The 13,084-nt window shown below is 59.3% G+C and carries 14 protein-coding genes; 9 read left to right on the top strand and 5 right to left on the bottom strand.

Translation table 11 applies throughout. The features are described from left to right. From FIU93_RS08895 to secA, 3 genes are all read right to left on the bottom strand, one after another. A complete protein-coding gene (locus FIU93_RS08895; protein ID WP_152505397.1) occupies positions 1 to 432 on the bottom strand; it encodes a GtrA family protein in 432 nt (143 codons plus the stop codon). Continuing rightward, positions 422 to 1,459: a glycosyltransferase family 2 protein gene (locus FIU93_RS08900; protein ID WP_209010323.1), complete on the bottom strand. Its 1,038-nt coding sequence runs from the start codon at positions 1,457 to 1,459 to the stop codon at positions 422 to 424. The genes FIU93_RS08895 and FIU93_RS08900 overlap by 11 nt, the downstream gene beginning before the upstream one ends. A 109-nt stretch (positions 1,460 to 1,568) precedes the next feature. Continuing rightward, complete coding sequence (gene secA / locus FIU93_RS08905; RefSeq protein ID WP_062491312.1) at positions 1,569 to 4,340, bottom strand: preprotein translocase subunit SecA; 2,772 nt, start codon at positions 4,338 to 4,340, stop codon at positions 1,569 to 1,571. A gap of 269 nt (positions 4,341 to 4,609) precedes the next feature. On the opposite strand from secA, the gene FIU93_RS08910 reads away from it, so the two are divergent. From FIU93_RS08910 to FIU93_RS08925, 4 genes are all read left to right on the top strand, one after another. Next, positions 4,610 to 5,494 carry a peptidylprolyl isomerase gene (locus FIU93_RS08910; RefSeq protein ID WP_051990069.1) on the top strand — a complete coding sequence of 295 codons (885 nt, stop codon included), beginning with the start codon at positions 4,610 to 4,612 and terminating at the stop codon, positions 5,492 to 5,494. Between the two features lie 255 nt (positions 5,495 to 5,749). After that, entirely contained in the window at positions 5,750 to 6,991 is a 1,242-nt protein-coding gene (gene argJ, locus FIU93_RS08915) for a bifunctional glutamate N-acetyltransferase/amino-acid acetyltransferase ArgJ (protein WP_075284199.1), read from the top strand. An 85-nt stretch (positions 6,992 to 7,076) separates the two neighbouring features. Next, complete coding sequence (gene mutT, locus FIU93_RS08920) at positions 7,077 to 7,478, top strand: 8-oxo-dGTP diphosphatase MutT (RefSeq protein ID WP_152505399.1); 402 nt, start codon at positions 7,077 to 7,079, stop codon at positions 7,476 to 7,478. A 27-nt stretch (positions 7,479 to 7,505) separates the two neighbouring features. Further along, entirely contained in the window at positions 7,506 to 7,733 is a 228-nt protein-coding gene (locus FIU93_RS08925) for a Flp family type IVb pilin (RefSeq protein WP_152505400.1), read from the top strand. A gap of 19 nt (positions 7,734 to 7,752) precedes the next feature. On the opposite strand, the gene FIU93_RS08930 is transcribed toward FIU93_RS08925, so the two are convergent. Continuing rightward, positions 7,753 to 8,583 carry a methyltransferase domain-containing protein gene (locus FIU93_RS08930; RefSeq protein WP_209010397.1) on the bottom strand — a complete coding sequence of 277 codons (831 nt, stop codon included), beginning with the start codon at positions 8,581 to 8,583 and terminating at the stop codon, positions 7,753 to 7,755. A 295-nt stretch (positions 8,584 to 8,878) separates the two neighbouring features. Between FIU93_RS08930 and FIU93_RS08935 the strand changes: the two genes are divergently transcribed. From FIU93_RS08935 to FIU93_RS08955, 5 genes are all read left to right on the top strand, one after another. Further along, positions 8,879 to 9,640 carry a ComF family protein gene (locus FIU93_RS08935; protein ID WP_055659609.1) on the top strand — a complete coding sequence of 254 codons (762 nt, stop codon included), beginning with the start codon at positions 8,879 to 8,881 and terminating at the stop codon, positions 9,638 to 9,640. Positions 9,641 to 9,754: 114 nt separating this feature from the next. Beyond that, the gene (grxC, locus tag FIU93_RS08940) at positions 9,755 to 10,012 is read left to right on the top strand and encodes a glutaredoxin 3 (RefSeq protein ID WP_006932400.1); all 258 of its coding nucleotides are present in this window, start codon (positions 9,755 to 9,757) and stop codon (positions 10,010 to 10,012) included. 47 nt (positions 10,013 to 10,059) lie between these two features. Continuing rightward, on the top strand, positions 10,060 to 10,914 hold the full coding sequence (locus FIU93_RS08945; protein WP_077291620.1) for a carbon-nitrogen hydrolase family protein: 855 nt from the start codon (positions 10,060 to 10,062) through the stop codon (positions 10,912 to 10,914). Beyond that, entirely contained in the window at positions 10,911 to 11,438 is a 528-nt protein-coding gene (locus tag FIU93_RS08950; protein WP_023002983.1) for a DUF1178 family protein, read from the top strand. The genes FIU93_RS08945 and FIU93_RS08950 overlap by 4 nt, the downstream gene beginning before the upstream one ends. 381 nt (positions 11,439 to 11,819) lie before the next feature. After that, on the top strand, positions 11,820 to 12,191 hold the full coding sequence (locus FIU93_RS08955) for a response regulator (RefSeq protein WP_075284198.1): 372 nt from the start codon (positions 11,820 to 11,822) through the stop codon (positions 12,189 to 12,191). 204 nt (positions 12,192 to 12,395) lie between these two features. Here the strand turns inward: FIU93_RS08955 and FIU93_RS08960 are convergent, their stop codons facing one another. Then, positions 12,396 to 12,941 (bottom strand): hypothetical protein, encoded by a 546-nt coding sequence (locus FIU93_RS08960; RefSeq protein ID WP_023002985.1) that lies wholly within the window; start codon positions 12,939 to 12,941, stop codon positions 12,396 to 12,398. Positions 12,942 to 13,084: the final 143 nt, after the last annotated feature.

The following is a 13,084-nucleotide window of genomic DNA, read 5'->3' on the forward strand; positions in this document are numbered from 1 at the left end:
TCAGGTCTCGGCTGGATGGTGCGAGAAAGCCCAGAGCCGGGCTCCGGCAAAGGAAAGGGCTGGCACGATCGCGATGGAAAACAGGAGGCCGATGAGATCAGGCCAGGGGGTCAGCGTCAGCCACAGGGCCAGAACGGTGGAGTTCAGCAGGAAGCCGGAGACGGCAATCACCAGGAACCGCACCATGCTTCTGATTGCGGTGCCCTTCCGGCGCAGGTGCGAGAAGCTCCAGAAATAGTGACCGGTGAAAGAGACACAGAAGGCGACCAGGAAGCCGCAGATATTGGCCGGATAGGCCGGAAGCATTCCAGATTGCAGCAGGCTGCCCGCCACAATGGCATGGGTCAGCGTCGCCAGCACGCCGATCACGGCGAATTTTCCGGCGGCAGCGGTTTCCGTCTTCAGCTTGCCATGGCGAATTTCAGGCGCCATTGGCGGCGTCGTCCGTTTGCTTTGCGGATGGAGGTGTGTTGCCGCCTTCGATGACATCCTGAACGATGAAGACCGGCCGCTGTTTCGCTTCGTTGAAAAGCCGCGCCACATATTCGCCGATCATGCCGATCGACAGCAGTTGCACACCCGAGAAGAACAGAAGCGCGACCATCAGCGATGCGTAGCCCGGGAGATCGATGCCTTCGATGAGGACGCGTAACGTCAGATAAAGCGCATAGGTGAAGGCGCCGACAGAGATCAGAGCGCCGCCATAGAACCAGACCCGTAGCGGGAGCGTTGTGAAGCCCGTGAGGCCGTCCAGCGCAAAGTTCCAGAGCTTCCAGTAATTGAACTTGCCAGCCCCCGCCAGGCGAGGAGGGCGCTCATAGGGCAGTGCCATGGCCGGAAACCCGACCCAGGCAAACAACCCCTTCATGAAGCGATTGCGTTCCGGCAGGCGCAGCAATGCATCGATAACGCAGCGGTCGATCAGACGGAAGTCACCGGCGTTCGCGGGCATGTCGATATTGGCCAGGCGGTTGAACAGGCTGTAGAACATGCCCGCCGTGGACCGCTTCATGAGCGTGTCGGAAGACCGGTCGACCCTGAGGCCGTAGACGACATCATAGCCCGCGCGCCATCCGTCCAGCATCTGCAGAATGAGCTCCGGCGGGTCCTGCAGGTCAGCATCGATGATGACACCGATGTCTCCTTTCGCCGCCTCGAGCCCTGCGGAAAGAGCAGCTTCCTTGCCGAAATTGCGGGAAAGGCCCAGAAGCCGTCCCGGCAGGCCGTTTGCAAGCTCCTCCGACAGCATGTCCGCGGTCCGGTCCCGGCTGCCGTCATCAATGAAAACATATTCGTAACGAAGGCCGCTTCGCTCGAGCACCGGCCGGGTTGCCCGCAGGAAGTGGAGGATGACTTCCTCTTCGTTAAAGACCGGTACGATGACGCTGAGCAGCGGTGCCTGCGGGCGGGCGTTTTCCCGCCGGGTGACATAGACAGTGTTAGCCGCTTTGGTGTGCATGAACATTCGTTAGCCGGTTGAAGTCGGCGGCAACCTGCCGGAATTTCACGAAAAAGGCCAGCCCTTTGACGAGGCTGGCCTTCGCGATGGTCAATTGTTCCGACTGCCGTCAGACGAGCACGCCGTGGCAGTGCTTGAACTTCTTGCCGGAGCCGCAAGGGCAGGCCTCGTTGCGGCCGACCTTGCCCCAGGTCGCAGGGTCTTCCGGATCACGCTGCGCCGGAGGTACTGGGAGCTGGGCGTCCGCCATGGCCATCTCGTCTTCCCCGGTCAAGGGATTGATGTGATGAGCATGCATTTCCGGCTCGGCCGGCATCTGCGGTGCCTGTTCCGTTACCAGTTCGACCCGCATCAACTGCGCGGTCGTCATCTGGCGCAGCTGGGTCAGCATGGATTCAAACAGCGTGAACGCTTCGGTCTTGTATTCCTGCAGCGGGTCGCGCTGGGCGTAACCACGGAAGCCGACGACAGACCGCAGGTGATCGAGATTGGCCAGGTGCTCGCGCCACAGGTTGTCGAGCGTCTGCAGCAGCACGGCCTTTTCGACCTGACGCATGATGTCCGGGCTGTATTTGGCAACCTTTTGCGCCATGCCGGCGTCGGCCGCCTTGCGCAGGCGGTCCTTGACCTCTTCGTCGGCAATACCTTCCTCGGCCGCCCAATCCTTGATCGGCAGATCCAGGTTCAGATACTTGCGGACTTCTTCCTGAAGGCCCTCGGTATCCCACTGCTCCGGGTAGGCGCGCTCGGGAATGTGCGCGGATACAAGATCGTCGATCACGTCGTGACGCATGTCGGAAACCGCGTCCTGGATCGCTTCGCTGTCCATCAGCTCGATACGCTGATCGAAGACCACCTTGCGCTGGTCGTTCATCACGTCATCGAATTTCAGCAGGTTCTTACGGATGTCGAAGTTGCGTGCCTCGACCTTCTGCTGAGCTTTTTCAAGCGCCTTGTTGATCCATGGGTGGATGATGGCTTCGCCTTCTTCCAGTCCGAGTTTCTGCAGCATGGAATCCATGCGCTCGGACCCGAAGATGCGCATCAGGTCATCCTGCAGGGACAGGAAAAACTTGGAATGGCCCGGGTCGCCCTGGCGGCCGGAACGGCCACGCAGCTGGTTGTCGATGCGGCGGCTCTCGTGACGCTCGGTGCCGATGACATAAAGACCGCCGGCCGCAAGCGCCTTCTGCTTCATGTCCTCGACTTCGGCGCGGATCTGCGCTTCCCTGGCGCTGCGCTCTTCACCTTCCGGCATATCGCCCAGTTCCATGGCGATCTGCATGTCGGCGTTGCCGCCGAGCTGAATGTCCGTACCGCGGCCGGCCATGTTTGTGGCAATGGTCACGGCGCCCGGCAGACCAGCCTGGGCAACGATGAAAGCTTCCTGCTCGTGGTAGCGCGCGTTGAGAACCGCGAAGACCTTGGTCTTGCCGCCTTCGTTCTTCTGCGCGGCGGCAAAAGCAGCCGGATCGCTGAGATCGATCTGCTTGTAGCCATGCTTCTTGAGCATCTCGGCAAGATATTCGGACTTCTCGATCGACGTGGTGCCGACCAGGATCGGCTGGGCGCGCTGCTTGCAGTCGTCGATCAGCTTGACGATGGCCTGGAATTTTTCCTGAACGGTCCGGTAGACCTCGTCGTCATCATCGATACGCTTGACGGAAACGTTGGTCGGAATCTCGACCACTTCCAGCTTGTAGATGTCGGCGAATTCGTCGGCTTCGGTGGACGCGGTACCGGTCATGCCGGCCAGCTTGCCATACATGCGGAAGTAGTTCTGGAACGTGATGGAGGCCAGCGTCTGGTTTTCCGGCTGGATGCGCACTTTCTCGCGGGCTTCCAGCGCCTGATGCAGGCCTTCGGAGAAACGGCGGCCCGGCATCATGCGGCCGGTGAACTCGTCGATGATGACCACTTCGTCGTTGCGGACGATGTAATCCTTGTCGCGCTGGAACAGCTTGTGCGCCTTCAGCGCCTGCTGCAGATGGTGCACGATGGCGACGTTCTCGACGTCATAGAGCGAATCGCCTTTCAGCAGGCCGGCTTCGCCGAGCAGCTTTTCCAGCTTCTCGTTACCGGCTTCGGTGAAGGTGGTCGAACGCTGTTTTTCGTCGAGCTCGTAATCTTCTTCAGTCAGGTGCGGAATGAAGGCGTCGACCGAATTGTAGAATTCGGAACGGTCTTCAAGCGGACCGGAAATGATCAGAGGCGTACGGGCTTCGTCGATCAGGATCGAATCCACTTCATCGACGATGGCATAGGCATGTCCGCGCTGAACCATGGACTGACGGTCATGCTTCATGTTGTCGCGGAGATAATCGAAGCCGAATTCGTTGTTCGTACCGTAGGTGACGTCAGCGGCGTAGGCTGCCCGGCGTTCTTCGTCGCTCAGGCCGTGGGTGATACAGCCGACGCTGAGGCCGAGGAATTTGTAGACCTGACCCATCCAGTCGCTGTCGCGCTGTGCCAGGTAGTCGTTGACGGTAACGACGTGAACGCCGTTTCCGGTCAGGGCGTTGAGATAGACCGGGGCGGTTGCCACAAGTGTCTTGCCCTCACCGGTGCGCATTTCTGCAATCTGTCCGGAATTGAGGACCATGCCGCCGATGAGCTGCACGTCGTAGTGTCGCTGACCGAGTGCTCTGCGGGCCGCTTCGCGGACGGTGGCGAACGCGGGAACCAAGAGATCATCGACGCTTGCGCCGTTTTTCAGCTGGTTTCGGAACTCGTCGGTCTTGGCTCTGAGAGCGTCGTCCGAAAGAGCCTGGATCTCAGACTCCAGGGCGTTGATCTGTTCGACCTTTGCCCGAAATGTCTTCACCTTCCGGTCGTTCGCCGAACCGAAAATCTTACGTGCTAAAGCGCCAAGGCCAGCCATGTGGCGGTCCTTCCCTACCGGGCGGCGCCAACTGGCAAAGAGGCGCCTGCCCATGAAATCGTCTCAATTGCTGTCCACGTTGCCGCCTGGCGCAGAGCGCTGGCCGGCATTCGCGGCCGAAAAGATGCCTTCCCGGCGCTACGGCCAGGACGCCCGACAGATAAGAGGGGGCTGAATGCTTGTCAACGCCGCAGGAATGCGCAATGTAGCCACGCCCCTGCAAGACAGGGGAAAGAAAGATTACTGTTCCGATACGTAAAGGACTACTCATGTTCCGAATTTCGATGCGCAGGCCGGCTCAGGCGCTTGCCGTTTCTCTCCTGGCGCTGTCGCTCGGATCCACCGTTCTGTCCGCTGCAGAACCGGACGATGTGGTCGCGAAAGTTGGCGACACGGAAATCACCGAAGCCGATCTCGCCTTTGCTGCGCAGGACCTGGGCAAGGAATTGCAGCGGTTCCCGCCGGCACAGTGGCGCAAGCTTCTTCTGGACGTCATGGTCGACATGGAACTGATGGCGCATGCTGCTCGTGAAGATGGCCTGGACAAGGATCCGGACTTCGAGCGCCAGCTCGACTTCCTGAAACTGCGCGCCTTGCGGAATGCTTACCTTGCCCAGAAAATCGACGGTGCCGTAACCGACGAAGAGGTGCAGGCGGCATACGACAAGGAATTCGCCGACTTCGAAGGTCCGGAAGAAATCAACGCCCGTCACATCCTGGTGAAGGAAAAGGCTGAAGCTGAAGCCCTTATTGCCGAACTGGACGGTGGCGCGGACTTCGCTGAACTGGCTCGCGAAAAATCTACTGGTCCGTCCGGTCCCAATGGCGGCAGCCTGGGCTACTTCGTCAAGGGTCAGATGGTTCCGCCGTTCGAGGCTGCGGCTTTTGCGCTGGAGCCGGGCACCTACACCAAGGAGCCTGTCGAAACCCAGTTCGGCTGGCACGTGATCAAGCTTGAAGACAAGCGTCGTCAGGAAAAGCCGGCGTTCGAGGAAGTCGCAAACGGTCTGCGCCAGCAGCTGATGCGCGAGCGCTATGACGCCCGCATGGCCGAGCTGAAGGATCAGGTTGCAGTCGAAATCCTCGATGAAGCCCTGGCCAAGTCCGAAGAAGAAGGTGCTGCTGCCGAAGACGGTGCGGCCAAGACCGAATAAGGCAAACGCTGCCTGAAACCAGAAAGCCCGGCAGTCAGACTGCCGGGCTTTTTTGCTGCCCTTGTGCACCACGCCCGAAAAGGCTTGAAAAGGCTTGCCTTTGTCCCATGCTTACGGCAAGAGCATCCAGTGTTCAGGCGAGCGCTGACAAGGTGCTCACACGCATTTGAATGGATCAATGTCCGGACGGTCAAACGATCTCGATTGAGCGCCCGTTGATCCGGAACTTTGTATCATCTGACCGGGACCGCCTTGATGTCGACCACCGTATCTCCCCTTGCACCCAAGTCCTATCCCGAGATGCCGGAGATCGAGGGTGTTCAGTTCGCGACCGCCTCTGCCGGGATCAAGTACAAGGGCCGGACCGACGTCCTGCTGGCAACGGTTGCCGAGGGAACGGCCGTCGCAGGGGTCTTCACCCGTTCCAAGTGTTCTTCCGCGCCGGTTGACTGGTGTAAGGCTCGGGTCGGTGGCGGCAAGGCCCGCGCGCTCCTGGTCAATTCCGGCAATGCCAATGCCTTTACCGGCAAGAAGGGCAAGGCAGCTGTTGAACTGTCTGCCGAAATCGTCTCCAGGGAGCTTGGCTGCAGCGAAGGTGAAATCTTCCTTGCATCAACCGGCGTGATCGGCGAACCGCTTCCGGCGGACAAGTTTTCCGGTGTCATCGGAGAATTGAAGGCCAACCAGGGCAGCGCGAGCTGGCTGGATGCCGCCAAGGCGATCATGACCACTGACACCTATCCGAAGGTCTCCACTGCAAGCGTTGAACTGGATGGTGTTACCGTGACGATCAACGGCATTGCCAAGGGCGCAGGGATGATTGCGCCGGACATGGCCACCATGCTGTCGTTCATCTATACCGACGCTCCGATCGCGCCGTCAGTTCTCCAGGCTCTGCTCAGCGGGGAAGTCGACGGCAGCTTTAACGCGGTGACCGTCGACAGCGATACGTCCACCTCCGATACGGTTCTTCTGTTCGCGACCGGTGCAGCCGGCAAAAAGGGCGTGGAGAGCGTTGCCTCGCTCGATGATCCGCGCGTAGATGTGCTGAGGGCCGCTCTTGGCGACGTCATGCTGGACCTTTCCCATCAGATCGTCCGCGATGGTGAAGGCGCACGCAAATTCGTGGAAGTGCGGGTTGAAGGTGCCGAAAGCGATGGGTCCGCAAAGCGGATCGCGCTGTCGATTGCCAATTCGCCGCTGGTCAAGACGGCAATCGCCGGCGAAGACGCCAACTGGGGCCGCGTCGTCATGGCCGTCGGCAAGGCTGGTGAGCCGGCCGACCGCGACAAGCTGGCCATCTGGTTCGGCGATGTGCGGGTGGCCGTGGAAGGTGAGCGCGATCCAGACTACAGCGAAGCGGCGGCTTCTGCCGTCATGGAGCAGGAAGACATTGTCATCCGGGTCGATCTCGGTCTTGGCAGTGGCCAGGCGGCGGTCTGGACCTGTGATCTCACCAAGGAATATGTCGCCATTAATGGCGACTACCGGAGCTGAGTATCCCTAGCAGTTCTGACGGTACTGCCCGCAAACGTGCTTAACTGCGCGTTAATTCAGCGTTTCAGGATTGGACAATCTGCCAATGACCAAGATCGTGCTCGTCGCCGCTTGCGCCCTTGTGGATGCGGATGGCCGCATTCTTCTGGCGCAACGGCCCGAAGGCAAATCCATGGCCGGACTGTGGGAATTCCCCGGCGGCAAGGTCGAGCAAGGCGAGCGACCCGAGGAGTCGCTGATACGCGAGCTGGAGGAAGAGCTCGGCATTGAAGTTAACGAAGCGTGTCTGGCGCCACTTACTTTTGCCAGCCACTCTTACGAAGATTTTCACCTACTTATGCCATTGTTCATTTGCCGCAGGTGGAATGGAACTCCACTCGGCAAGGAAGGCCAGGCGTTGAAATGGGTGCGGGCTGTCAGGCTGAGGGATTATCCGATGCCTGCCGCTGATGAACCTCTGATACCCCATCTCCTGGATGCAGTTTAAGTCAGCTTTCTTGGCGCCGGGGGCCTCATGCAGTTTAGATTTGAATCTGACGCGAACCGCATAGCGACCGTTGCTCGTATAGTCCGAAAACTTGATCGCGATGAACGTGGTGCGACCGTAATCGAATATGGTCTGATTGTCGGATTGATCGGCGTTGTCGTTCTGGTTTCTATGACTGCAATAGGTTCAGCCATGCGCAACGATATTTTCGGTGCGATAACGACTGCCCTTCAAGGAGCGCTCGGTTCCAGCTGATCCGGGCCGTCGGCTACCTCTAGTCGCCTATTTTCCGTTCCTGAACGCCAAGCGCGTCTGCGAGCCGTGTCTTGGCCGAGCCGGGGCGCAATGGTTTCTGCTGGCTTTCATGCGGCGCCCAGCCCGACAGGGTTACCAGTGAAAATGTCGCCCGGATCCTGCCGTCCGCATCGGCGTGGTTCTGCGCATAAAGTTCGGCCGCACGCAGCAGTACCTGTCGAGACAGCGGTTTTCTGCTGCGGTCTTTCAACACGGATGTTGCACCCATGGCCCTGAGATCCGCCAACAGTGCGAACATCGTATCGTAGCGCACCGTCAGAGTGTCCAGATCCGTGACCGGCAGCGCAAAGCCTGCCCTTTGAAGCAGGCTGCCGAGGTCGCGCGTGTCGGCAAATGGCAACACCCTTGCAGCCGCACCGCCTTTTACTTCCAGCTCAGCCCGCGTGAGGCTGTCGCGCAGTTCGCTCAAGGTGCCGGCTCCGGGCAAGGTTGCCAGAAAAAGGCCGTCCGGTTTCAAGGCACGGCGGAGCTGTACCAGTGTTCCCGGCAGGTCGTTGACGAATTGGAGGTTGAGAGCGGAGACGATCAGATCCACCGACTGGTCGCCAAAGGGGATCAGGGCGTCATCGAAGACAAGGTCGGGTGCAGCAAGGCTCGGGTCGGCAGCAAACAGATCTGCGCGCAACACGAGGTCAGCCTTGCCGGACTGCCGGATTGCTTCGCTCACGTGAGCGCAGTGCCCACCGAGATCGACAGCAACCGGAAACCGCCGATTGACCAGCAGAAGGCGGTCCAGCAGATCTTCGCTGACGGCTTTCAGCAGAAAGTCCGCACCCGGTTTTGCAGCCATCAGCGCCCGCAGGCGGCAGGTGCGGAAGAAGGAGCGGTCGAAGAGATCTGGTTGTGCGGTCACGGCAATCCCGGTTGTCATCGAACTTATCGCGGTCACATATGGTATCCGCCCGCCAAGGTCAAAGGCGCAAGGGTCGCGCCAGGCGGCTTGCGGAGCAGGCTTCCAGAAAGTTCAGGCCGGTTCCTGCTTGTTTGGGCTGGCCAGATTTGTGTTTTCAGTGCCAAGGTATTCCTCAGTTTGAAGAATTATTCCTGTCAGGTGCCATTGGGGAGCGGTTTTGCGAAGCCTTGCGATGAACATTGCCGGCCTGCCGGAAGTCGCGGCGCGATTTGCGCTCGATTTCGTGCTGCCGCAGCGCTGCTTCAGCTGCGATGCGCGGGTGTCCGAGCAGACGGGATTGTGCGCGGAATGCTGGTCCTGGATGCCGTTCCTGGAGCGGCCCTGGTGTCAGCGGCTCGGTATTCCTTTCTCCTATGATGTCGGTGACGGTGCCTGGAGTCCGCAGGCGATCGCCTCGCCACCTGTGTTCGACAGGTTGCGGGCGGTGGCCTTTTATGATGGTCCCGCCCGGCAGATGGTGCATGCGCTGAAGTTTTCCGGGCGGCGGGAACTTGCCCGTCCGATGGCACGCTGGATGGCGCGTTCCGGCAGCGAACTTCTGAGCAGCGACAGCCTGCTGGTGCCGGTGCCGCTGCACTGGATGCGACTGCTGCAGCGCCGGTTCAACCAGGCAGCAGATCTGGCGAAGGAAGTTGCCCGCGAATGCGGTGGCCAGTTTGAACCGCAGGTCCTCAGGCGGCAAAAGCGTACACGCCGGCAAGTTGGCCTGTCAGCCAAGGACCGCCACAAGAATGTCCGCTCGGCTTTCAAGGTCGATGGTGGCCGGGCCGATCTGGTTCAGGGGCGTCACGTTGTGTTGATCGATGATGTGCTGACGACCGGTTCAACGGTGTCGGCCTGCTGTAAATGCCTGCTTTCTTCAGGGGCAGCTTCCGTCGACGTGCTCACATTCGCGCAGGTCGACCCTGCTTTGCGCTCGGGCAACCCGACCTGATCGCGACAGTCTTCCTCTTGAGTTTTCGCCGCGCGCTCGCATATAACGCCCGGATTTGGTGTGCGGCGGTGCGGGAAAAAGCGTGCAGCTGCCAAAAAGCAAGGAAAAGACCTGATGGCTGAAGTGGTGATCTATACGCGCCAGCTCTGCGGCTTCTGCACGGCGGCCAAGCGGCTGCTGGACAAGAAAGGCGTTGCCTACACGGAACACGATGCCACGTTCGATCCAGGCCTGCGCAAGGAAATGGTGCAGAAGGCCAATGGTCATTCAACCTTCCCGCAGGTCTTCGTCGGCAAAACCCATGTGGGCGGCTGCGACGATCTTCACGATCTGGAACGTGCAGGTAAACTGGACGCACTGCTCGCGTCCTGATTTACTGAACGAACAACCTTACCTACCAGGACGGAGACAGCGGTCGGATGACCTCATTCACGGCAGCATGCATTCAGCTGCGCAGCGGCAAGACGATTTCGGACAACGCCGATGCTGCGGAAGACCTGATCCGGGCAGCGGCAAAGGATGGCGCGCAATTCGTTCAAACGCCTGAAATGTCCAATGTTCTGGTGCGCAGCCGCGAAGAACTGCTGGAGCGGATTTCCGATGCCGAAGACGACTTGTTCCTGAAAAGAGCACGTGCGCTTGCAGCCGAGCTGGGCATCTATCTGCATCTGGGGTCGCTGGCCGTGCTTGCCGGCAACGGCAAGGTCGCCAACCGTGCCTTTCTGATCGGGCCTGACGGCAAGATCCTTGCGACCTACGACAAGATCCACATGTTCGACGTGGACCTGCCAAATGGCGAAAGCTGGCGCGAGTCCGCAACCTATGAACCTGGAACACAGACGGTCATCGCGGATCTGCCCTTTGCCAAGGTCGGTATGGCTGTCTGTTACGATATAAGATTTCCGGCAATTTTCCGGACCCAGGCCCGTCAGGGTGCGCAGGTTCTGACGGGGCCGGCAGCCTTTACCCGCCAGACCGGGCAGGCGCATTGGCACGTACTGCAGCGCTCCCGCGCCATTGAAAACGGTGCCTACGTGATTTCGGCTGCACAGGGTGGCACGCATGAAGACGGGCGTGAAACCTATGGTCACAGCCTGATTATCGACCCCTGGGGTGCCGTGATCGCCGAGATAGACAATGATGATCCCGGCTACGTTCTCGCCGAGATCGACACCCAGAAGGTTGCCGATGCGCGGGCGCGCATCCCTGCGATCGCCAACGAGCGGGATTTCGTCTGCTGTCACGCGGATGGTCTGAAGGAGATTTCGGCGTGATCAAATACACGCTCGTTTGCGACAGTGCACATTCCTTCGAAGGCTGGTTCCGCAATTCCGATGATTTCGACGCGCAGTGTGCGCGAAAACTGGTTGTCTGCCCGATCTGCGGAGCAACCAGCGTTCAGAAAGGTTTGATGGCGCCTGCAGTTTCAACCGCACGCAAGCGGGAAGCGCTTGTCGGTGCCGCGCAGGCGGAAATGCAGTCGGTGGCCGCAGCCGCTGCCAACAAGGCCGATGCGCCGACGGCAGCTGCCTCGACCGAAATGCGGCCGTCCGCCCTATTGCCGCAGGATGTGCAGCAGAAGGAAATCCTCGAAGCTCTTCGACTGGTGCGTGCGCGTATCGTCGAAAGTTCGGAAAACGTCGGTCAGAATTTTGCGGCGGAAGCCCGCAAGATCCACTATGGCGAAGCTGAAGAACGCAGCATCTATGGCGAGACAACGCCCAAGGATGTCGAGGCATTGCTTGACGAGGGCATCCAGGTGTTCGCACTTCCTGAACTGCCTGACGACAAGAACTGAGTTCAGGCGGCTTTCAGCGTGAAGTTCGAAGCGTACCCAGGAAAGGGGCGGGAGCTTCGCGCCCGGGTTGCCGGCCTCTGCAATTTCCCTGCTGTTGCGATTTCTCAGCCGTTTCGCTGGAAGTTTAGGTTGCCGGGAAAGAGGCGTTTCTCTTTCGGTAGTCTCAGATGAAGATCACGTAAAAGAAGATATATTGCGTTTATGTAGTGGGATTGTTCCAGGAAATTTCTTACGTAGTGTTAATCATTGTTAATTATTTTGGATATTTAAAATTTACATCGACTTGGGAACTTTTTCGGGTTGTCGGTGTTGAATATTGAAACAAACATTTATAATCATGATGCTGTGCCGAGGTTCCCGATGTCGATGACTGAGATGAACATGCCCGATACGATACGTGTAATGGTGGCGGAAGATGAGCCGCTGATCGCCTGGATGCTGGAAGATATCCTGTCTGGCATGGGTTTGCAGGTTGTCGGGCCATTCGCGACCGTTGCCGAGGCACGTTCCTGCGTGTCTTCCGAGCCGCCAGAGTTGGCACTTCTGGATGTCGATCTGGCCGATGGCGTTGTCTATCCGCTGGCCGACACGCTGCATGCTCAGCAAGTGCCGATCATCTTTCATACCGGTAATACGGACAAGGTGGACCTGAAGAATCGCTACGGAGGGGCTGAAGTCATTCCGAAGCCGTCCAACCCCAAGCGGTTGCAGATTGCCGTGGAAACGGCCCGGACGCTGCTCAAGCGGGCGTAAGCGGGCCCTTCAGAACGCGCTTTGCTGATCTGTTTGGGGCGCAGGCGTCTTCCTGGCGTCCGAATTGTGCAGTTTCGCCGCGGCTTCACCGGGTGCCGGTGAAGCCAGTCGACTGGAATTTTCCGTGACAACCAAAACGAAAACCTGCTTCAGCCCGGGCGGATGAAGCAGGTTAAACGGTGTAGGGCCGGTCTGGCGAGGATGTCAGGGTTTCGCTGAAGCCGGCTTGCGCCGCGCCTGCGCCGGTTTCAGCGCAGCCTTGGTTTCTTCCAGGCTTTCTTCTGCAGCCTTGCTCATCTCGTTGACGCTTTCCATCGCCGTTTCATTGAGCTCTTCAACCACGGCGGCGCTTTCTGAAAAGCTGTCGCGGAAGAGGGCGGCCTGCTTCTCGAAATGGTCCTGATACTCGCTCGCCATTCTGGAATAGAAATCCTGCAGGGTTGCCATGGTTTCTTCCGGCGCGGCGCACTGGCTGAGGGACTTGGCGCATTCCATGTCCTGGTGCAGCCGGTGGCTGACGAAATTCATGTGGTCATCAAACGCCTTTTCGGCATGGGACCACATGGTCTTGCCCACTTTCTGAAAACTTGCGATGGCTTTGGCTTCAATGCGGTCTTCGCGCTCGGCAAACGCCCAGTTGGAAAAGGCAGGCATTGGCCATTCGGTCGGTGCCGGCCATTCCGGCAGCTTGGGCCATTCGGCCATCATGGCGCTGAAGTCGAAGGCACCTGTATTGCTTTTCGTCGGCATGAAAGATCCTCCGGTTGTTCGTGTGACGTCCTGCGGCTGGCCATGGCGTTCTTCGCCGGCTTGCCGTCCCCGGACCTGCGCATTCTGTCATTGCCAGCGCAGGGCCCCGCTCCAAAGGTGACGTAACTGTACCTTTGCATCAA

Origin of the sequence: Labrenzia sp. THAF35 (assembly GCF_009363595.1) — a bacterium.
Taxonomy (GTDB): domain Bacteria; phylum Pseudomonadota; class Alphaproteobacteria; order Rhizobiales; family Stappiaceae; genus Roseibium; species Roseibium algicola.

Coding starts and splice junctions, on each gene's coding strand:
- FIU93_RS08955 (WP_075284198.1), top strand. CDS start 11,820: ATGCCCGATACGATACGTGTAATGGTGGCGGAAGATGAGCCGCTGATC.
- argJ (WP_075284199.1), top strand. CDS start 5,750: ATGTCGACCACCGTATCTCCCCTTGCACCCAAGTCCTATCCCGAGATG.
- FIU93_RS08900 (WP_209010323.1), bottom strand. CDS start 1,459: ATGCACACCAAAGCGGCTAACACTGTCTATGTCACCCGGCGGGAAAAC.
- FIU93_RS08925 (WP_152505400.1), top strand. CDS start 7,506: ATGCAGTTTAGATTTGAATCTGACGCGAACCGCATAGCGACCGTTGCT.
- FIU93_RS08895 (WP_152505397.1), bottom strand. CDS start 432: ATGGCGCCTGAAATTCGCCATGGCAAGCTGAAGACGGAAACCGCTGCC.
- FIU93_RS08960 (WP_023002985.1), bottom strand. CDS start 12,941: ATGCCGACGAAAAGCAATACAGGTGCCTTCGACTTCAGCGCCATGATG.
- FIU93_RS08945 (WP_077291620.1), top strand. CDS start 10,060: ATGACCTCATTCACGGCAGCATGCATTCAGCTGCGCAGCGGCAAGACG.
- mutT (WP_152505399.1), top strand. CDS start 7,077: ATGACCAAGATCGTGCTCGTCGCCGCTTGCGCCCTTGTGGATGCGGAT.
- grxC (WP_006932400.1), top strand. CDS start 9,755: ATGGCTGAAGTGGTGATCTATACGCGCCAGCTCTGCGGCTTCTGCACG.
- FIU93_RS08930 (WP_209010397.1), bottom strand. CDS start 8,583: ATGGCTGCAAAACCGGGTGCGGACTTTCTGCTGAAAGCCGTCAGCGAA.
- FIU93_RS08935 (WP_055659609.1), top strand. CDS start 8,879: ATGAACATTGCCGGCCTGCCGGAAGTCGCGGCGCGATTTGCGCTCGAT.
- FIU93_RS08910 (WP_051990069.1), top strand. CDS start 4,610: ATGTTCCGAATTTCGATGCGCAGGCCGGCTCAGGCGCTTGCCGTTTCT.
- secA (WP_062491312.1), bottom strand. CDS start 4,340: ATGGCTGGCCTTGGCGCTTTAGCACGTAAGATTTTCGGTTCGGCGAAC.